The organism is Rhodococcus sp. P14, from assembly GCF_000256505.1.
Lineage (GTDB): Bacteria > Actinomycetota > Actinomycetes > Mycobacteriales > Mycobacteriaceae > Rhodococcus > Rhodococcus ruber.
Genome location: NZ_AJFC01000258.1, coordinates 1 through 17,244, shown reverse-complemented (window position 1 = coordinate 17,244; position 17,244 = coordinate 1). Strand labels below are relative to the sequence as shown.

The window sequence follows — 17,244 nt, the reverse complement described above, 5'->3', positions numbered from 1 at the left end:
CGACCCCCGCCAGCACCCGCAGTGCCCACCCGCGCACCGCGAAGGACGCCGCGACCGCGGCCAGCAGCGCCAGGGCGAGCGGGGTCAGCGCAGCCGCCCACGTCCCCCCGACGAGCCCGGTGACCCGGTCCTCACCGAGGCCGTCGGAGGAGGTGACGGTCACCCAGGTCAGGCGGCTCGCACCCCACAGCGCGGCGGCGGCGGTCGCGAGCAGCGCGGCGGTCGCGCCGCGGCGCCGCCCGGTGGCGTCGCGAGCACTCACGACCGGTCCCCGTCGTACGGGGTGAGGGTGCCGGCGGCGGCGACGGCGGAGAGCACCGCCATGGCCTTGTTGCGCGCTTCGGTGTCCTCGTAGACCGGGTCGGAGTCGGCCACGACGCCGGCACCGGCCTGCACGTAGGCGACGCCGTCCTTGACCAGGGCGGAACGGATCGCGATGGCGGTGTCGGCGTCACCGGCGAAATCGAGGTAGCCGACTATGCCGCCGTAGATGCCGCGCCGGGTCGGTTCGAGCTCGTCGATCAGTTCCATCGCCCGCACCTTGGGGGCACCGGACAGGGTCCCGGCGGGAAAGCACGCGGTGACCGCGTCGAGGGCATGCCGGCCTTCGGCGAGGCGGCCGGTCACAGTCGAGACGAGGTGCATGACGTGGCTGTAACGCTCGATGTGCCGGTAGTCGTGCACCTTGACCGTGCCGGGTTCGCACACCCGGCCCAGGTCGTTGCGGCCGAGGTCGACGAGCATGAGGTGCTCGGCGTTCTCCTTCTCGTCGGCGAGCAGGTCCTTCTCGAGCAGGATGTCCTCCTCCTCGCTGGTGCCGCGCCAGCGGGTGCCGGCGATGGGATGCGTGGTGGCGACGCCGTCGGCGACGGTCACCAGCGCCTCCGGGCTCGAGCCGACGATGGAGAACGCGGTGCCGCCGTCGCCGTCGGGAACGTGCATGAGGAACATGTACGGGCTCGGGTTCGAGGCCCGCAGCATCCGGTAGACGTCGATCGGCGCCGCGGGGCAGTCGATCTCGAAGCGCTGGGACAGCACCACCTGGAACGCCTCGCCGGCCTCGATCTCGCCGATGAGCCGGCGCACGTCGGCGCCGAAGCCGTCGGTGGTGCGCTGGCGCCGGTAGTCGGGGGCGGGGCGGTCGAAGGTCGAGACGGTCGACGGGGCCGGCGCGGCCAGCGCCGCGGTCATCCGGTCCAGCCGGGCGACGGCGTCGTCGTACGCCTCGTCGACGCGCTCGTCGGAACCGTCCCAGTTGACGGCGTTGGCGATGAGGGTGATCGCGCCCTCGTGGTGGTCGACGGCGGCGAGGTCGGTGGCGAGCATCATCACCGTCTCCGGGATGTGCAGGTCGTCGACAGCGTGTTCGGGCAGCCGTTCGATCCGGCGCACGACGTCGTAGCCGAGGTAGCCGACCATGCCGCCGGTGAGCGGGGGCAGGCCGTGCAGCCGTTCGGTGTGCAGCAGCTGCAACGTCTGCCGCAGCACGTCGAGGGGGTTGCCGCCGGTGGGGGCCCCGGCGGGCACGTGCCCGTACCAGGTGGCCTCGCCGTCGACCACGGTGAGCGCGGCGGGGCTGCCTGCGCCGATGAACGACCACCGGGACCAGGACCGGCCGTTCTCGGCGGATTCGAGCAGGAAGGTGCCGGGCCGGTCGGCGGCGAGCTTGCGGTACGCCGACAACGGAGTCTCCGCGTCGGCGAGGACCTTGCGGGTCACGGGGACGACCCGGTGCTCGGCGGCGAGGAGCCGGAACTGCTCGCGGGTGGTGGTGGAGTCGGGTCGACCGCCCTCGGTGGGGTCGGGCGCCGCTGCGGGGATGGTGGTGGGCTCGCCGGACATGGCGCCCATCATCCCAGGGCCTGCCGCGACGAGCGCGGTCGCGGTAGCGTCACCGGACATGAGAGCCGGTGATACCGCCCCCGACTTCACGGCGAACGACCAGGACGGGCGTCCGCGGACCCTGTCCGCGCTGCTGGCGGACGGGCCGGTGGTGCTGTTCTTCTACCCGGCCGCGTTCACCCCCGTGTGCACGGCGGAGGCGTGCCACTTCCGGGATCTGGCGGCCGAGTTCGCGGCCGTCGGCGCGACCCGGGTCGGTATCAGCACCGACCCGGTGGACCGGCTGGGCGCATGGTCGACACGCCAGTCGTTCGACTTTCCGCTGCTGTCCGACCCGGACGGCGAGGTGGCGGCCCGGTTCGGGGTGCGCCGGGGGCTGCTCGCCCGGCTGTCGCCGGTCAAGCGGACCACGTTCGTGCTGGACACCGACCGCACCGTGCTCGAGGTGATCGCCAGCGAGGTGCGCCCCGACGTGCACGCGGACCGCGCCCTCGCGGCGCTGCGGGCGCGGCGCGCGGCCCGGGACTGACGGTCAGTCCACCTGGACGGAGCGCTTCGCCAATCCCATCCAGAACCCGTCGATCACCTGCCGGGGCGCCCGCTCCGGGTCGCTCGACGCGCCGAGGGTGACGAACAGCGGGGCGAAGTGCTCGATCGTCGGGTGGGCGTACGGCATGCCGGGCGCCCGGGTGCGGAAGTCGAGCAGACCGTCGACGTCGCCGGCGGCGAGCCGCTCGGCGGCCCATGCGTCGAACTCGGCGGACCAGCCCGGCGCGGCGGCCTCGGGACGCGGGTCGCGCAGGAACGGCAGACCGTGGGTGGTGAAGCCGGAGCCGACGACGAGCACACCCTGCTCCCGGAGGGGCCGCAGCCGCGCGCCGAGCGCGAGCAGCCGCGCCGGCTCGAGGGTGGGCAGGGAGATCTGCAGGACCGGGATGTCCGCGTCCGGGTACATGACGGTGAGCGGCACGTACGCGCCGTGGTCGAGACCGCGGTGCGGCTGCTGCACGACGGGTTCGCCGTCGGGCATGAGCGCGGCCACCGTGCGGGCGAGGTCGGGGGCACCGGGCGCCGGGTAGGTGACCTCGTAGAAGCGGCGGGGGAACCCGCCGAAGTCGTACACGAGCGGGGTACCGGTGGTGGTGGCACCGATCGTCAGCGGCGCGGACTCCCAGTGCGCGGAGACCACGAGGATCGCGGTGGGGGTCGGCAGGTCGGCGGCCCAGCGCTGCAGCTGCGCCACCCACGTCGCGCTGTCGACCAGGGGCGGCGCACCGTGACTGAGGAACAGGGCGGGCATGAGACTCACACGAACTCCTAATGTTGAAGCTTCAACAATACTACCCGAGGCCGCGCCGGGGCCTCCGGAACGTCCCGGCGGGGATGGATCGGCGACGGGGCGGGTATCCCCCGCCCATGACCGGAACACAGGGCCCGAAAGTGGTCGTCACGGGCGCGACCGGAAACGTGGGCACCAGCGTCACGGCGGCACTCGCCGCCCGGGAGACCATCGGATCGGTGATCGGCATCGCCCGCCGCCCCACCGACTGGCGCTGCCCCAAGACCGACTTCGTCGTCGCCGACGTCGCCCGCGACGACCTGCACGAGCTGCTGCGGGGTGCCGACGCGGTCGTTCACCTGGCCTGGCTCTTCCAGCCCACCCACAAACCCGAGGTCACCTGGCGCAACAATGTTCTCGGATCGATCCGGGTGTTCGAGACCGCCGCCGCGGCGGGCGTCCCCGCCGTGGTGCACGCCTCGTCGGTCGGCGCCTACTCGCCGGGACCCCAGCACGAACGGATCGACGAGCGCTGGCCCACCCACGGCTGGCCCGGCGCCGCATACCCGCGGGAGAAGGCGTACCTCGAACGCTGGCTCGACGCGTTCGAACTGCGGCACCCCGACCTCCGGGTGGTCCGGATGCGGCCCGGGTTCATCTTCAAGCGCGAGTCCGCCACCGCCCAGCGCCGACTGTTCGCCGGACCGTTCGTCCCCGGACGCCTCGTCCGCGCCCTGCCCGTCGTCCCTCGCACCGCCGGGCTGCGGATGCAGGTACTGCACACCGAGGACGCCGCCGACGCGTACGTGCGGGCCGTGCTGCGACCGGTGCGGGGCGCCTTCAATCTCGCCGCCGAGCCCCCGGTCGACACCGAAGTCCTCGCCGAGATCCTCGGGGCCCGCACGGTGCCCGTCCCGGCCGCGGCGCTGCACGCGGCCGTCGCCGTCGCCTGGCACGCCCGGCTCGCCCCCGCCTCCCCCGGGCTGCTCGACACGGTGCTGCGGCTGCCGCTCATGGACTGCACTCGCGCCCGCACGGATCTCGAGTGGATCCCCCGGTTCTCGCCCCGGGCCACTCTCGAGGAGTTCCTGACCGGACTCCGCGACGGCGCGGGACTGCCGACGCCGCCCCTGACGGCGGACAGCATGGGCGGCCGACTGCACGAGGTCGCCACCGGCATGGGACAGCGCCCCTGACCATCGGCTCCGACGGGACGCCGGCCTCCCGCACCGGCGGTCCCGATAGGGTGGACGATCGAGAAAGGACGGTGCACCAGTGGGCTCCGCGCAGATCGACGACACCGAGTGGCTGACCGCATCCCAGCAGCGGGCCTGGCGGAAACTGGTGGCACTGATCACCCGGTTGCCGGCCGCGCTCGACACGCAGCTGCAGCGGGACTCGGCGCTCACCCACTTCGACTACTCGGTCCTCGCCGAGCTGTCCGAGGCGCCCGGCCGGCGGCTGCGCCTGTCCGAGCTGGCGCAGCTGTCCAACGCGTCGCTCTCGCGGCTGTCCCACGTGGTGACCAAGCTGGAGAACGCCGGGTGGGTGCGCCGGCAGAGCGTGCCCGGCACGCGCGGCTCGTACGCGGTGCTCACCGACGCCGGCATGACCAAGCTCGTCGAAGCGGCGCCCGGTCACGTCGCGACCGTCCAGGCCCTGGTGTTCCGGGGCCTCGACGACGAACAGGTCGCCGCGCTCACCGAGCTCGGCACCGCACTGCTCGGGCAGCTCGACCGGGGCATCGCCGCCGGGACCGGCAAGGCCTGACTCCGACGACCGCCCGTCCGGCGGGACCTCCGCTCAGCCGAGCGCCTGGGCCCGCAGGTCGCGGGCCAGGTGGTCGCGCTGCTCGACCACCAGGCGCCGCAATGCCGCCGGGGCGTCGGCGTGCGCGTCGAGCCACCGGTCGCTCGGCTCGAGGGTGTCCCCGGCCGGGAACAACCCGACGACGATCCGGCGCGCCATCTCGATACTGCGCTCGGACCACACCGTGCGGATCGCGGCGAAGTAGTCGTCGTCGAACGGGGCGATCAGTTCCCGGTGCGCCCCGGCCCGGAACCCGGCGATGGTGGCGTCGAGGTGCTCGTTCGACAGCGCCGTGTCGGTGAGGATCGCGGTCCACGCCTGTTCCTTGACCGTGGCGAGTGGTCGCGCGGCCAGGGCGCGCAGCCGAGCGGTCCGTCCGGAACCGGTGTCGTCGCGGGCGAGTTCCCCGTCGAGATCGGCGGGTTCCGCGTGCCCGGTGGCCGCCAGGGCGGTCCACAGCTGCCAGCGCAGATCCGGATCCGACCGCAGCCCCTGCGGTGCCTTCCCGGTCCCGTCGAGCATCGCCCGTAGCTCCGCGGCGCGGGTGTCGTCGACGGTGGCGGCCGTCGCGACCGCGCGGGCCCAGGCGAGTTGCCCGTCCGACCCCGGCTCGGCGGTGAACGTCGCCGTCCAGGCCGCTTCCAGCCAGAGGCGGCGCTGCTCGGGCCGGCTCGTCATCGGTAGGTAGTGCTCGATCGCATAGGACGCGTTCGCCGTCAGCGCGGTCAGCAGGGCCGGATTCGATTCGGACACCGCGAACCTGCGGACCGCGGCCAGGTACCGCGCCGCGCTCAGCTCCCCGTCACGGGTGGCGTTCCACAGCGCCGACCAGATCAATCCCCGCGCCAGCGGGTCGGCGACGCGGTCGAGCGAATGCTCCACCGTCTCGAGCGAGCGTGGATCGAGCCGGACCTTGGCGTAGGTCAGGTCGGCGTCGTTGAGCAGGATCAGCGGCGCGGGCGCGCACTCGATCGGGGTGCGTTCGGCCTCGAGGTCGACCTCGACGCGGCGCCGGCAGACCAGGTCGCCGTGCTCGTCGAAGTCGTAGTGCCCGACGGCCAGCCGGTGGGGTCGCGCCGGCCGCTGGACGATCGCGGACCGCCCCTCCCCCGCGTCCTCGAGCGTCAGGGTCGACACACCGCTGGTCTGCAACCAGGCGCGCGCCCAGCCCGACAGGTCCCGCCCCGACGTCGCCGACAGCTCGGCGAGCAGATCCGCGAGAGTGGTGTTCCCGAAGGCGTGCCTGCGGAAGTAGCGCCGCGCGCCCTCGAAGAAGGCGTCCCGCCCGACGAAGGCGACGAGCTGCTTGAGGACGCTCGCGCCCTTCGCATACGTGATGCCGTCGAAGTTGAGTTTGGCGGCCTCGAGGTCGCCGATGTCGGCGACGATCGGGTGGGTCGTCGGCAACTGGTCCTGCAGGTAGGCCCATGCCTTGCGCCGGTTCGCGAAGGCGACCCACGCGTCGGTGAACTCGGTGGCCTCGGCGCTGACCAGCGCGCCCATGTAGTCGGCGAAGGACTCCTTGAGCCACAGGTCGTCCCACCACGTCATGGTGACGAGGTCGCCGAACCACATGTGGGCCATCTCGTGCAGGATCGTGTTCGCGCGGGCCTGGTACTGCGCGGTGGTGGCGGCGCCGCGGAACACATACGCCTCGGTGAAGGTGACGCACCCCGGATTCTCCATCGCACCCAGGTTGTACTCGGGCACGAACACCTGGTCGTACTTGCCGAACGGGTAGGGATAGCCGAAATGGTCGGCGTAGAAGTCCATCCCCTGCCGGGTCACCGCGAAGACCGCGTCGGCGTCGAGGTACTGCGCCAGCGAGGCGCGGCACAACACGGCCAGGGGAACGGCGAGTTCGTCCCGGTCCCAAGAGGATTCGGCGCGGTGGTACGGTCCCGCCACGACGGCGGTGATGTAGGTGGAGATCGGCAGTGTCGGCGCGAACTTCACCGTCTGGGCGTCGCCGAGCGACTCTCGTTCGGCGACATGCTGATTGGACAGCACCTGCCAGCCCGCCGGGGCGGACACGACGAAGGTGAACGGCGCCTTCATGTCCGGCTGTTCGAAGCACGCGAACACGCGTCGCGCGTCCGCGGGTTCGTACTGCGTGTACAGGTAGGTCCGGCCGTCGGCGGGATCGAGGTACCGGTGCAGACCCTCGCCGGACCTGCTGTAGCTTGCGGTGGCGACGACGGTGACGACGTTGTGCGCGCGCAGGCCGCTCAGCCCGATGCGCGCGCCGTCGTACCGGACGGGCACCGCGGCGCCGTTGAGCACGACCGACTCCACGGCGGGGCCGAGGAAGTCGAGCCACGTCGCGTCCGCAGTCGCGGAGAACTCGACCGTCGTCGTGGTCGTGAAGCCGGGGTTCCCGGCGTCCGGGGCGCCGCGCAGGTCGAGCTCGACGTGGTAGCTGCGGACCGACACGGCCCGGGAACGCTCGGCGGTTTCGGCTCGGGTCAGGTTCGCGGACTCCATACGGCGATCCTGCCAGGATCGCCGTCCGGGACCGTCGGCCGGCGCGCGTCGCGGGCGGTGCGCTCTACCCGAGCGGGACACCTCCGACTCCCCACTGCTCCCGCGGCACCTCGGTGATGGTCACCCACACCGACTTCGCATCCTTGCCCGTCGCCTCCGCGTAGGCCTTGGTCACCGCCTCGATGGTGGCGCGCTTCTGCTCGACGGTGAGACCGGGGGTCTGGCTGATCTGGATGAGAGGCATGGGTGCATTGTGCCGCACCGCCGGTCGACGAGGCGTAACGAAACAATCCGGTCGGTCGATTTCCCCTCGGACACCGTCCTCGTCATGCATCACCTCTCGGAAGGATCAGCATGGGATCGTCGGAACTGTTCACCGAGTTCGTCGGCTGGGCCGCGGAAGGCTTCCTCACGGGGGATCCGATCCGGTCGGCCATCGGCACCGTCGTGTTCCTCGGACTCGGCCTGTGGAGCCTGCTCACCGGCGCGCCGATCGTCATCTGACGGCCGCTCCGCGGCCGGTGTGTCCTTTGGGCTGCTGGAGCAGCCCAAAGGACACACCGGCGCCGGAGGCGCCTATTCGGCGGCGAGCAGGACGTCCGCGTCGAAGCACGTGTGGGTGCCGGTGTGGCACGCGGCCCCGACCTGGTCGACGACGAGCAACACCGTGTCGCCGTCGCAGTCGAGCCGCACCTCGTGCACGTGCTGGGTGTGGCCGGAGGTCTCGCCCTTGACCCAGTACTGTCCGCGTGAACGCGAGAAGTACGTCGCCGTGCGGGTCTCGAGGGTCCGCGCGAGCGCCTCGTCGTCCATCCAGGCCATCATCAGCACCTCGCCGGTGGCGCGTTCCTGCGCGACGGCGGCGAACAGCCCCGCCTCGTTGCGCTTGAGCCGCGCCGCGATCGCCGGATCCAGCCTGTTCATCGCACCTCGATCCCCTCTGCGCGCATCGCCGCCTTCACCTGCGGGATGGTGAGCTCCCCGAAATGGAACACGCTGGCCGCGAGCACCGCGTCGGCGCCGGCGTGCACGGCCGGCGCGAAGTGCTCCACCGCTCCGGCGCCGCCGCTGGCGATCACCGGCACGTGGACCGCGGCGCGCACCGCCTGGATCATCGGCAGGTCGAATCCGGACTTGGTGCCGTCGGCGTCCATCGAGTTCAGCAGGATCTCCCCCACCCCGAGTTCCGCGCCGCGGCGGGCCCATTCGACGGCGTCGATGCCGGTGCCCCGACGACCGCCGTGCGTGGTGACCTCCCAGCCCGACGGGGTGTCGTCCTCGCCGTCGGGCACGGTGCGGGCGTCGACGGACAGCACGATGCACTGCGATCCGAACCGCTCGGACATCTCGCGCAGCACCTCGGGGCGGGCGATGGCAGCGGTGTTGATGCTGACCTTGTCCGCGCCGGCCCGCAGCAACCGATCCACGTCCTCGACGGTGCGCACACCGCCGCCCACCGTCAACGGGATGAACACCTGTTCGGCCGTGCGGCTGACCACGTCGAGCATGGTGCCGCGATCGCCGCTGGACGCGGTGACGTCGAGGAAGGTCAACTCGTCCGCGCCCTGCAGGTCGTACGCAGCGGCGAGCTCGACGGGATCACCGGCGTCGCGCAGGTTCTCGAAGTTCACCCCCTTGACGACGCGGCCGGCGTCGACGTCCAGACACGGGATCACCCGCACTGCCAGGGTCATGTAATTCGGTCCTCCTCGGGGACGGGACCGGCGAGCGATCCCACGATGTCGAGTATCTCCTCGTGCACACCCGGCGCTCCGGCGACCACCGAACCGGATCCGATGCGCCAGGGCTCGCCGGCGAAGTCGGTGGCGCGGCCACCGGCTGCCCGGACCAGAGCGACACCGGCGGCGTTGTCCCACGGGTGGTGCCCGAAGACGACGGCCGCGCCGAGCACGCCGGCCGCCGTGTACGCCAGGTCCACTCCGGTCGAACCGTGCATGCGCAGGCGGGAGACCCGGCGGCTGAGCTCGGTGATGACATCGAGACGGCGTCGGCCCGGGATGCGCCCGCGGCTGTCGATGTCGAAGCTGCCCACACCGACCATCACCTCCCCGAGAGCCGCCGGCTGCAGCGGCGGCTGGGGACGGCCGTTGCGCAGCAGCGGCCCGCCGGCGGTGGCCGCGAACCGGTCTCCGACGAACGGCAACCAGGTCAGTCCGAGGACCGGGTCGCCGTCCCGGACGAGCGCGAGCAGGATCCCCGCCGTGGGGAGCCCGGCCGAGTAGTTGACGGTGCCGTCGATGGGGTCGAGCAGCCATACCGTGCCCGAATCGGCTTCGGGACCGCCGAACTCCTCACCGTGCACGGAGATGCCGGTGCGCCGCTCGAGTTCGGAGGAGATGCTCCGTTCGAGCTCGAGGTCGAGGTCGGTGGCGAAGTCGTTGGGGCCCTTGTCCACCGAGCGCGGCGCCCCGCGACCGGCGACGAAACGTTCCGACGCGACGTCGAGCACCTCGCCGGCGACGGCGAGCAGGCTGGACAGGTCGGCGGGCGTGGTCATCGGATCAGCGCGAGACCGCGTCGAGTGCCTCGGTAAGCGTGAACCGGCCGGCGTACAGCGCCTTGCCGACGATGGCACCCTCGACGCCCCTGTCGACGAGACCGGCGATCGCCCGCAGGTCGTCGAGGGCGGACACGCCGCCGGAGGCGACGACGGGAGCGTCGGTGGCGGCGCAGACCTGGGCGAGCAGATCGAGGTTGGGGCCGGTGAGGGTGCCGTCCTTGGTGACGTCGGTGACGACGTACCGGCTACAACCGTCGCGGTCGAGCCGCGCGAGGACCTCCCACAGGTCGCCGCCGTCGGAGACCCAGCCGCGGCCGCGCAGACGCCACTGTCCGTCGATGAGCTTGACGTCGAGTCCGACGGCAATGCGGTCGCCGTACTCGGCGATGGCGCGGGCGCACCAGTCGGGATCCTCGATGGCGGCGGTGCCGAGGTTGACACGGGCGCACCCGGTGGCCAGCGCCGCTTCGAGGGACTCGTCGTCGCGGATACCGCCCGACAGTTCGACCTTCACGTCGAGCTCGCCGACGACGTCGGCGAGGAGCTCGCGGTTGGAGCCACGCCCGAAGGCGGCGTCGAGATCGACGAGGTGCACCCATTCGGCGCCGGCGTTCTGCCATTCGAGGGCGGCATCGCGCGGAGAGCCGTAGCTGGTCTCGCTGCCCGCCTCTCCCTGGACGAGGCGAACTGCTTCACCGTTGGCGACATCGACTGCAGGCAAAAGGACCAGGCTCACTGCGCCCATGCTAGCGGGTCGCGGCGGCCGCCGAGCACCGGCCCCGACGGTCAAACGTCCCCCGTCGCGGCGCGGCACATCGTTCCCGTCGCGGCGCGGCACATCGTTCCCGTCGCGGCGCGGCACATCGTTCCCGTCGCGGCGCGGCACATCGTTCCCGTCGCGGCGCGGCACATCGTTACCGTCGCGGCCGAAGGCGCGGCGCGTCATCCGTGTCGAGACGACGCCCATCGCGCCGATCGCGCCGGCCACGCCGGCGAGGGCGACGATCAACGCGACGACGGGCCCCGGTTGCAGCACCACGATCACGACGGTGGCGAGCAGGAGCACGCCCGTGGCGGCACCCATCGCGGTCAGGGCCAGCCGGCCGAGCGAGAAGCCCGGCCGGGCCGGGTCGTCGCCCGCGCCGCGGTTCACAAACTGCCGACCCAGTTGCGCAGCAGTTCGGCCCCGGCGTCACCGGACTTCTCGGGATGGAACTGCGTCGCCGACAGCGGGCCGTTCTCGACCGCGGCGAGGAACCGCACGCCGTGCTCGGCCCAGGTCAGTGCGGGCGGAGCGATGAGCTCCGACGGCGGCAGCTCCCACGTCTGCGCGGCGTAGGAGTGCACGAAGTAGAACCGGGTGTCGGGGTCCATGCCCGCGAACAGCACGCTGTTGTCGGGGGCGTCGACGGTGTTCCACCCCATGTGCGGCAGTACCGGCGCATCGAGGCGTTCGACGGTGCCGGGCCATTCGCCGCAGCCGTCGGTCTCGACCCCGAATTCCACACCCTTGTCGAAGAGGATCTGCATGCCGACGCAGATGCCGAGCACGGGACGGCCGCCGGCGAGCCGCTGGCCGATGATGCGGTCCCCGCGCACCGCCTTCAGTCCCGCCATGCACGCCGCGAACGCGCCGACACCGGGCACGACCAGGCCGTCGGCGGCGAGCGCGACCTGCGGGTCGGCGGTCACCTCCACCTGCACGCCGGTGCGCGCCACCGCGCGCGTCGCCGAATGCAGATTGCCGGAGCCGTAGTCGAGGACGGCGACCTTGGTTGCGCTCATGGCCTCGATTCTATGGGGCCGCGCCGCGCCGCTCCGACGGCCCGGCGATCCGCGCGAGCAGCGGCAGGAGCGGCACGAGCAGCGCGACGGTGGCGAAGGCGGCGGGATAGCCTGCGACGGTGGCGATCCCGCCGAGCAGCAGGGATCCGGCCCCGGTGCCCGCGTCGAAGCCGATGTTCCAGGCGGCGCTCGCGGCGCCGATGTGGGCGGGTCCGGCGCGACGGAACGCCAGCATCAGCGCGTCGTTCTGGACGATCCCGAAACCGAGACCGAATACCACGGCCGCACCGAGCAGTACCGCCGCGCCACCGCGCTCGTCCGCGGCGAGCGCGAACGGCACCATCGCCACGGCGACCAGACCGAGCCCGGCCGGCAGGAGCCGGCCCGCACCGATCCGGTCCGCGACCGCGCCGGCACCGTAGCGGCCGACGAGGGTGGACGCGCTGATCAGCGCCAACGCGACCGCCACGTACCCGGAGGCCGCGGGTACGGCGATCGCCAGCAGCGAGGTGAGGCCACCGTAGGCGACAGCGCCGGCGGCGATCGCCACCGCCGGCAGGGCCAGTGCGCCGAGCGGCATGCGGCTTCCGGCCGCGCCGGGGCGGCGGGCGACCACTCGCGGCAGGCGCGCTATCGCGACGAGCGCGAACGTGGGCACCGCTGCGCCGAGCACGAACACGGGCACGGTGGAGGCCCGCTCGGCGACGGCCAGGCCGAGCGGCAGGCCGACCATCTGCGCCGCGGCGATGGCGATGCCCTGTGCCCCGGTGGCGCGACCGAGCAGCCGGGCGGGGGCGAGTTCGGCCACGAGCGCGGCGCTGGCCACGGTGATCATGCCGAAGCCGATGCCGCGCACCGCGGAGGTCGGCAGCACCACGGCCGGATGCAGTGACAGCAGGAGCAGCAGCGACGGCACGCCGAGGAGCAGGCATCCGGCGGCGAGCACGGTGCGGTAGCCGCGGGCCCGGACCAGGCGCGGGACGGCCGGCTGGGTGAGCACGGTCGCGGCCATGAACACTGCCGTCACCGCGCCGGCGAGGGTGCCGCTGCCGCCGGCGTCGGCGACGGCCTGCGGCACCACGGGCAGCAGCAGGGAGAAGCCGGCGAACGCGCCCGCCGCCATCGCCCAGGCGGCGGGCAGGCCCGGCACCCCGATCAGGCCGGGCCGATCCGAGGGGGTCAGAGCAGCCTCAGCACGCCGGCGATCGCGGCAAGCAGGGTCAGCGCCAGCAGCACTCCGGCGAAGAGGTTGTTCCCGGCCCGCCACATCGACCAGGTGCCGCCTGCGGCGAGGCCGGCCACCATGAACAGGCCGTAGGTCAGGACGACGTCCACTACAGGGTGCCCTTGGTCGACGGCACGCCGCTGACCCGGGGATCCGGCTCGACGGCCTGGCGCAACGCTCGCGCGACGGCCTTGAATTCGGCCTCGGTGATGTGGTGCTGGTCGCGGCCGTAGAGCACGCGGACGTGCAGGGCGATGCGGGCGTGGAAGGCCAGGGATTCGAACACGTGCTTGTTGATCACGGTCGAGTACGGCACGCCGGGGTAACCGCCGATCACCGAGTGCACCATGTAGTCCGGTTCGCCGGTGTGCACGCAGTAGGGACGGCCGGAGACGTCCACCGCCGCGTGCGCGAGGGTCTCGTCCATCGGGATGAAGGCGTCCCCGAAGCGGCGGATGCCGCGCTTGTCCCCGAGCGCCTGGTTCAGCGCCTGGCCGAGGACTATGGCGGTGTCCTCGACGGTGTGGTGCGCCTCGATCTCGATGTCGCCCTGCGCGCGCACGGTCAGGTCGAAGCTGGCGTGCTGACCGAGTGCGGTGAGCATGTGGTCGTAGAACGGGACACCGGTGGCGATGTCGGTGCGGCCGGTGCCGTCGAGGTTCAGCTCGACGACGATGGACGACTCCTTGGTGGTCCGTTCGATCCGCGCGGTGCGCGGGGTGGGGGTGGTCTGCTCGCTCATCGCGCGTCCTCGATCTCGGTGGCGGCGAGCTTTTCGCTCACCCGTAGCAGTTCGTCGTTCTCGTGGGGCAGGCCGACGGTGGTGCGCAGGAACCCGGGGATGCCGACGTCCCGGATCAGCACTCCCTCGTCGAGGTAGCGGCGCCAGGTGGCGGCGGCGTCGGCGAAGCGGCCGAACAGGACGAAATTCGCATCCGAAGGCACCACGTGGTAGCCGAATCGGGTCAGCTCGGTCACGATGCGGTCGCGTTCGGCGCACAGCCGCGCGACCGAGCCGAGAGTCTCGTCGGCGTGGCGCAGCGCGGCGCGGGCGGCGGCCTGGGTGAGCACCGACAGGTGGTAGGGCAGCCGCACGAGCAGCAGCGCTTCGACGACGGCGGGCGCGGCGGCGAGGTAGCCGAGCCGGCCACCGGCGAACGCGAACGCCTTGCTCATGGTGCGCGAGACGATCACCTTGGCCGGGTACTCGTCGATCAGGGCGAGCGCGCTGGGGGCGGCGGAGAACTCGGCGTAGGCCTCGTCGACGATCACGATGCCGGGGGCGGCCGCGCAGATCGCGCGCAGCTCGTCCAGCGGGATGCTGTGTCCGGTCGGGTTGTTGGGGCTGGTGACGAAGACCACGTCGGGGCGCTGCACCCGGATGGCGGCGACCGACGAGTCGACGTCGAGGGTGAAGTCCTCGCCCCGGTACGTGGGCAACCACTCGGTCTGGGTGCCGTCGGCGATGATCGGGTGCATCGAGTAGGACGGCACGAACCCCATCGCGGAGCGGCCCGGGCCGCCGAAGGCCTGCAGGATCTGCTGCAGGATCTCGTTGGATCCGTTGGCGGCCCAGACGTTCTCGACGCTCACGGCGACCCCGGTCTGCCGCGTGAGGTAGGCGGCCAGGTCGGTGCGCAGCGCGACGGCGTCACGGTCGGGGTAGCGGTGCAGCTGCGCGGCAGCCTCGCGCACCGACTCGGCGACGTCGTCGATCAGCGCCTGCGTCGGCGGGTGCGGGTTCTCGTTGGTGTTCAGCTGCACCGGCACCGTCAGCTGCGGCGCACCGTAGGCGGACTTGCCGCGCAGGTTCTCCCGCAGTGGCAGGTCGTCGACGGTGATACCGGATCCCGGCGTGCTCACTGCTGGTCCTCGAAGCGCAGCCGTACCGCCTCGCCGTGGGCGGGCAGGTCCTCGGCGGTGGCGAGGGTGATCACGTGTCCCGCGACGTCCTCGAGCGCCTCCCGGGTGTACTCGACGACGTGGATGCCCCGCAGGAACGTCTGCACGCTCAGGCCGGACTGGTGCCGGGCGCAGCCGGCGGTGGGCAGCACGTGGTTCGAGCCGGCGCAGTAGTCGCCGAGGCTGACCGGCGCCCAAGGACCGACGAAGATCGCGCCCGCAGCCCGCACCCGCGCCGCGACCGCGGACGCGTTCTCGGTCTGGATCTCGAGGTGTTCGGCGGCGTAGGCGTTCACGACCTGCAGACCCTGGTCGACATCGTCGACGAGGACGATCCCGGACTGGCTGCCCGACAACGCGGTCCGTACACGTTCGCGGTGCTTGGTGCGCTCGAGCTGGGCGTCGACGGCGGCGTCGACGGCGTCGGCGAGGTCGGCGCTGGTGGTGACGAGCACCGACGCCGCCATGACGTCGTGCTCGGCCTGGCTGATCATGTCGGCGGCGACGTGCACCGGGTCGGCGGTGTGGTCGGCCAGGATGGCGATCTCGGTGGGGCCGGCCTCGGCGTCGATGCCGACCACGGCGCGGCACAGGCGCTTGGCGGCGGTGACGTAGATGTTGCCCGGGCCGGTGATCATGTCCACGGGCGCCAGTTCGGCACCCTCGGTGTCGGTGCCGCCGTAGCTGAGCAGCGCCACGGCCTGGGCCCCGCCGACGGCCCACACCTCGTCGACGTCGAGCAGGGCGGCAGCGGCGAGGATCGTCGGGTGCGGCAGGCCCCCGAAGTTCGCCTGCGGCGGGGAGGCGACGACGAGCGACTCGACACCGGCGGCCTGGGCGGGCACGACGTTCATCACGACCGACGAGGGGTAGACGGCGTTGCCGCCGGGCACGTACAGCCCCACCCGCTCGACCGGCACCCAGCGTTCGGTGACGGTGCCGCCGGGCACGACCTCGGTGACGGTGTCGGTCCGGCGCTGGTCCTGGTGCACCGTGCGGGTGCGTTCGATCGCCACGACCAGCGCCGAACGCACGGCGGGATCGAGTTCGTCGAGCGCCCGGTCGAGTTCGGCCCTCGGAACCCGCACGCGGTCGGGACGGACCCCGTCGAACTTCTCGCTGTAGTCGAGGGCCGCGACGGCGCCTCGGTCGCGTACGTCCTCGACGACGGGCCGCACCTGATGCAGCACCGCGTCCACATCCACTCCGCCGCGGGGCAGCGCGCCCCTCAGCTCCGCAGTGGTGGGGGTTCGACCGCGCAGGTCGGTGCGGGCAAGCATGAGGTGTCCTCTCTCGCGAACGGGGGTCCGTTCCATTATCCGTGATGGCGGCGATCACCCTCGACGGCAGTCCCCGAACGCGCCGTCGGCGCGCTCCGGTGCGAGGGGCAGCCGGACCTATGCTGACCCCATGGAGGACGATGCGTCGCGCCCCCCGACGTTGGGGGAGCTGATCCGCCGGCAACGTGAGCTCGCCGAGTTGCCCATGCGGCAGCTGGCCGCGATGGTGGGGATCTCGAACCCGTACCTGTCGCAGATCGAACGGAACCTGCGCGCACCGAGCGAGCGCGTGCTGCAGGCGATCGCCGAGCAGCTGCATCTGTCGGCCGACGCGCTGACGGCGGAGGTGGGCCGGCCGGACCCGGGTGAGTCGGCGGTGGTCCGCGCGATCCACGAGGATCCGGACCTGACCAACGCGCAGCGGCGGTCGCTGGTGGAGATGTACGAGGCGTTCCGGGAGGTGACGGTGGGTAAGCGTCGTCGTGGCGCGCGCCCCGACGACGGCACAGAGTGAGGAAGTTCACATCGCACCCGCCAATGTGAGCCTTCCTCATGTTTCGGCTGGTGAGGGGCCCGTCCCGGACCATGCCCGGGACGTGCAGCTCGCATGTACCTCGCGGTAAGATGCGCGGCTCGGCACGCGGTGTCACCCTCGGGACACACCCCTCTTCCTCGTCTGGAGATGTCCCTTGCTCGACCACGTGCACAAGAAGTTGAAGTCGACCCTGGACCCGATCGGCTGGGGTCCCGCAGTGACGTCGGTGGCCGGACGCGCGGTCCGCAACCCTCAGGCCGTCACCGCCGCGACGGCGGAGTACGCGGGCCGGCTGGCGAAGATCCCGGCCGCGGCCACCCGCGTGTTCAACGCGAACGATCCCGACGCACCGATGCCGGTCGACCCGCGGGACCGCCGCTTCTCCGACACCGCGTGGCAGGAGAACCCCGCGTACTTCTCGCTCCTGCAGAGCTACCTGGCCACGCGGGCCTACGTCGAGGAACTCACCGAGGCCGGCTCCGGCGATCCGCTGCAGGACGGTAAGGCACGCCAGTTCGCGAACCTGATGTTCGACGCGTTGGCGCCGTCGAACTTCCTGTGGAATCCCGGTGTGCTCACCCG

At 72.2% G+C, this 17,244-nt stretch carries 20 protein-coding genes and 1 pseudogene; 6 read left to right on the top strand and 15 right to left on the bottom strand.

Annotated elements, in window-relative coordinates:
* Positions 1-262, bottom strand: a 262-nt coding sequence (locus OEY_RS0118320) for a Trp biosynthesis-associated membrane protein (RefSeq protein WP_010595276.1), incomplete at its 3' end; no start/stop codon positions are given.
* Positions 259-1,842, bottom strand: coding sequence for an anthranilate synthase component I (locus OEY_RS0118315; protein WP_010595275.1), 1,584 nt, complete (start codon positions 1,840-1,842; stop codon positions 259-261). The genes OEY_RS0118315 and OEY_RS0118320, both read right to left, overlap by 4 nt.
* A 58-nt stretch (positions 1,843-1,900) precedes the next feature.
* On the opposite strand from OEY_RS0118315, the gene OEY_RS0118310 reads away from it, so the two are divergent.
* Entirely contained in the window at positions 1,901-2,371 is a 471-nt protein-coding gene (locus OEY_RS0118310; protein WP_010595274.1) for a peroxiredoxin, read from the top strand.
* 3 nt (positions 2,372-2,374) lie between these two features.
* Here the strand turns inward: OEY_RS0118310 and OEY_RS0118305 are convergent, their stop codons facing one another.
* Positions 2,375-3,142 (bottom strand): dioxygenase family protein, encoded by a 768-nt coding sequence (locus OEY_RS0118305; protein WP_010595273.1) that lies wholly within the window; start codon positions 3,140-3,142, stop codon positions 2,375-2,377.
* A gap of 116 nt (positions 3,143-3,258) precedes the next feature.
* Between OEY_RS0118305 and OEY_RS0118300 the strand changes: the two genes are divergently transcribed.
* Together OEY_RS0118300 and OEY_RS0118295 are read left to right on the top strand one after the other, a co-directional pair.
* On the top strand, positions 3,259-4,317 hold the full coding sequence (locus tag OEY_RS0118300; RefSeq protein WP_029540099.1) for an NAD-dependent epimerase/dehydratase family protein: 1,059 nt from the start codon (positions 3,259-3,261) through the stop codon (positions 4,315-4,317).
* Positions 4,318-4,396: 79 nt separating this feature from the next.
* The gene (locus OEY_RS0118295) at positions 4,397-4,891 is read left to right on the top strand and encodes a MarR family winged helix-turn-helix transcriptional regulator (RefSeq protein WP_010595271.1); all 495 of its coding nucleotides are present in this window, start codon (positions 4,397-4,399) and stop codon (positions 4,889-4,891) included.
* Positions 4,892-4,924: 33 nt separating this feature from the next.
* On the opposite strand, the gene pepN is transcribed toward OEY_RS0118295, so the two are convergent.
* Both pepN and OEY_RS0118285 read right to left on the bottom strand, forming a co-directional pair.
* Positions 4,925-7,414 carry an aminopeptidase N gene (gene pepN, locus OEY_RS0118290; RefSeq protein WP_010595270.1) on the bottom strand — a complete coding sequence of 830 codons (2,490 nt, stop codon included), beginning with the start codon at positions 7,412-7,414 and terminating at the stop codon, positions 4,925-4,927.
* Between the two features lie 64 nt (positions 7,415-7,478).
* Positions 7,479-7,676, bottom strand: a complete 198-nt coding sequence (locus OEY_RS0118285) for a tautomerase family protein (protein ID WP_072786386.1) — start codon at positions 7,674-7,676, stop codon at positions 7,479-7,481.
* 92 nt (positions 7,677-7,768) lie between these two features.
* Here OEY_RS0118285 and OEY_RS30870 point away from each other — a divergent pair, with 92 nt between their 5' ends.
* On the top strand, positions 7,769-7,918 hold the full coding sequence (locus tag OEY_RS30870) for a hypothetical protein (RefSeq protein WP_017681430.1): 150 nt from the start codon (positions 7,769-7,771) through the stop codon (positions 7,916-7,918).
* 72 nt (positions 7,919-7,990) lie between these two features.
* Here the strand turns inward: OEY_RS30870 and hisI are convergent, their stop codons facing one another.
* From hisI to hisD, 10 genes are all read right to left on the bottom strand, one after another.
* Positions 7,991-8,338 carry a phosphoribosyl-AMP cyclohydrolase gene (hisI, locus tag OEY_RS0118275; protein ID WP_010595268.1) on the bottom strand — a complete coding sequence of 116 codons (348 nt, stop codon included), beginning with the start codon at positions 8,336-8,338 and terminating at the stop codon, positions 7,991-7,993.
* Entirely contained in the window at positions 8,335-9,108 is a 774-nt protein-coding gene (gene hisF, locus OEY_RS0118270) for an imidazole glycerol phosphate synthase subunit HisF (protein ID WP_010595267.1), read from the bottom strand. The genes hisI and hisF overlap by 4 nt, the downstream gene beginning before the upstream one ends.
* Positions 9,105-9,932 carry an inositol monophosphatase family protein gene (locus OEY_RS0118265; protein WP_010595266.1) on the bottom strand — a complete coding sequence of 276 codons (828 nt, stop codon included), beginning with the start codon at positions 9,930-9,932 and terminating at the stop codon, positions 9,105-9,107. Before OEY_RS0118265 ends, hisF begins: the two co-directional genes overlap by 4 nt.
* Positions 9,933-9,936: 4 nt before the next feature.
* Positions 9,937-10,671, bottom strand: coding sequence for a bifunctional 1-(5-phosphoribosyl)-5-((5-phosphoribosylamino)methylideneamino)imidazole-4-carboxamide isomerase/phosphoribosylanthranilate isomerase PriA (priA, locus tag OEY_RS0118260; RefSeq protein ID WP_003935804.1), 735 nt, complete (start codon positions 10,669-10,671; stop codon positions 9,937-9,939).
* 413 nt (positions 10,672-11,084) lie between these two features.
* Positions 11,085-11,720, bottom strand: a complete 636-nt coding sequence (gene hisH / locus OEY_RS0118255; RefSeq protein WP_010595265.1) for an imidazole glycerol phosphate synthase subunit HisH — start codon at positions 11,718-11,720, stop codon at positions 11,085-11,087.
* Between the two features lie 10 nt (positions 11,721-11,730).
* Positions 11,731-12,870: an MFS transporter gene (locus OEY_RS0118250; protein ID WP_010595264.1), complete on the bottom strand. Its 1,140-nt coding sequence runs from the start codon at positions 12,868-12,870 to the stop codon at positions 11,731-11,733.
* A 29-nt stretch (positions 12,871-12,899) separates the two neighbouring features.
* Positions 12,900-13,055 carry a hypothetical protein gene (locus OEY_RS30865; RefSeq protein ID WP_017681426.1) on the bottom strand — a complete coding sequence of 52 codons (156 nt, stop codon included), beginning with the start codon at positions 13,053-13,055 and terminating at the stop codon, positions 12,900-12,902.
* Positions 13,055-13,687 (bottom strand): imidazoleglycerol-phosphate dehydratase HisB, encoded by a 633-nt coding sequence (gene hisB / locus OEY_RS0118240; RefSeq protein WP_010595263.1) that lies wholly within the window; start codon positions 13,685-13,687, stop codon positions 13,055-13,057. Before hisB ends, OEY_RS30865 begins: the two co-directional genes overlap by 1 nt.
* Positions 13,684-14,808: a histidinol-phosphate transaminase gene (locus tag OEY_RS0118235; protein ID WP_010595262.1), complete on the bottom strand. Its 1,125-nt coding sequence runs from the start codon at positions 14,806-14,808 to the stop codon at positions 13,684-13,686. The genes hisB and OEY_RS0118235 overlap by 4 nt, the downstream gene beginning before the upstream one ends.
* Positions 14,805-16,127, bottom strand: a complete 1,323-nt coding sequence (hisD, locus tag OEY_RS0118230) for a histidinol dehydrogenase (RefSeq protein WP_010595261.1) — start codon at positions 16,125-16,127, stop codon at positions 14,805-14,807. Before hisD ends, OEY_RS0118235 begins: the two co-directional genes overlap by 4 nt.
* A 130-nt stretch (positions 16,128-16,257) precedes the next feature.
* On the opposite strand from hisD, the gene OEY_RS0118225 reads away from it, so the two are divergent.
* Together OEY_RS0118225 and OEY_RS28655 are read left to right on the top strand one after the other, a co-directional pair.
* Complete coding sequence (locus tag OEY_RS0118225) at positions 16,258-16,641, top strand: helix-turn-helix domain-containing protein (RefSeq protein ID WP_010595260.1); 384 nt, start codon at positions 16,258-16,260, stop codon at positions 16,639-16,641.
* A gap of 175 nt (positions 16,642-16,816) precedes the next feature.
* Positions 16,817-17,244 (top strand): annotated as a pseudogene (locus tag OEY_RS28655) (poly-beta-hydroxybutyrate polymerase); the annotation flags it as partial.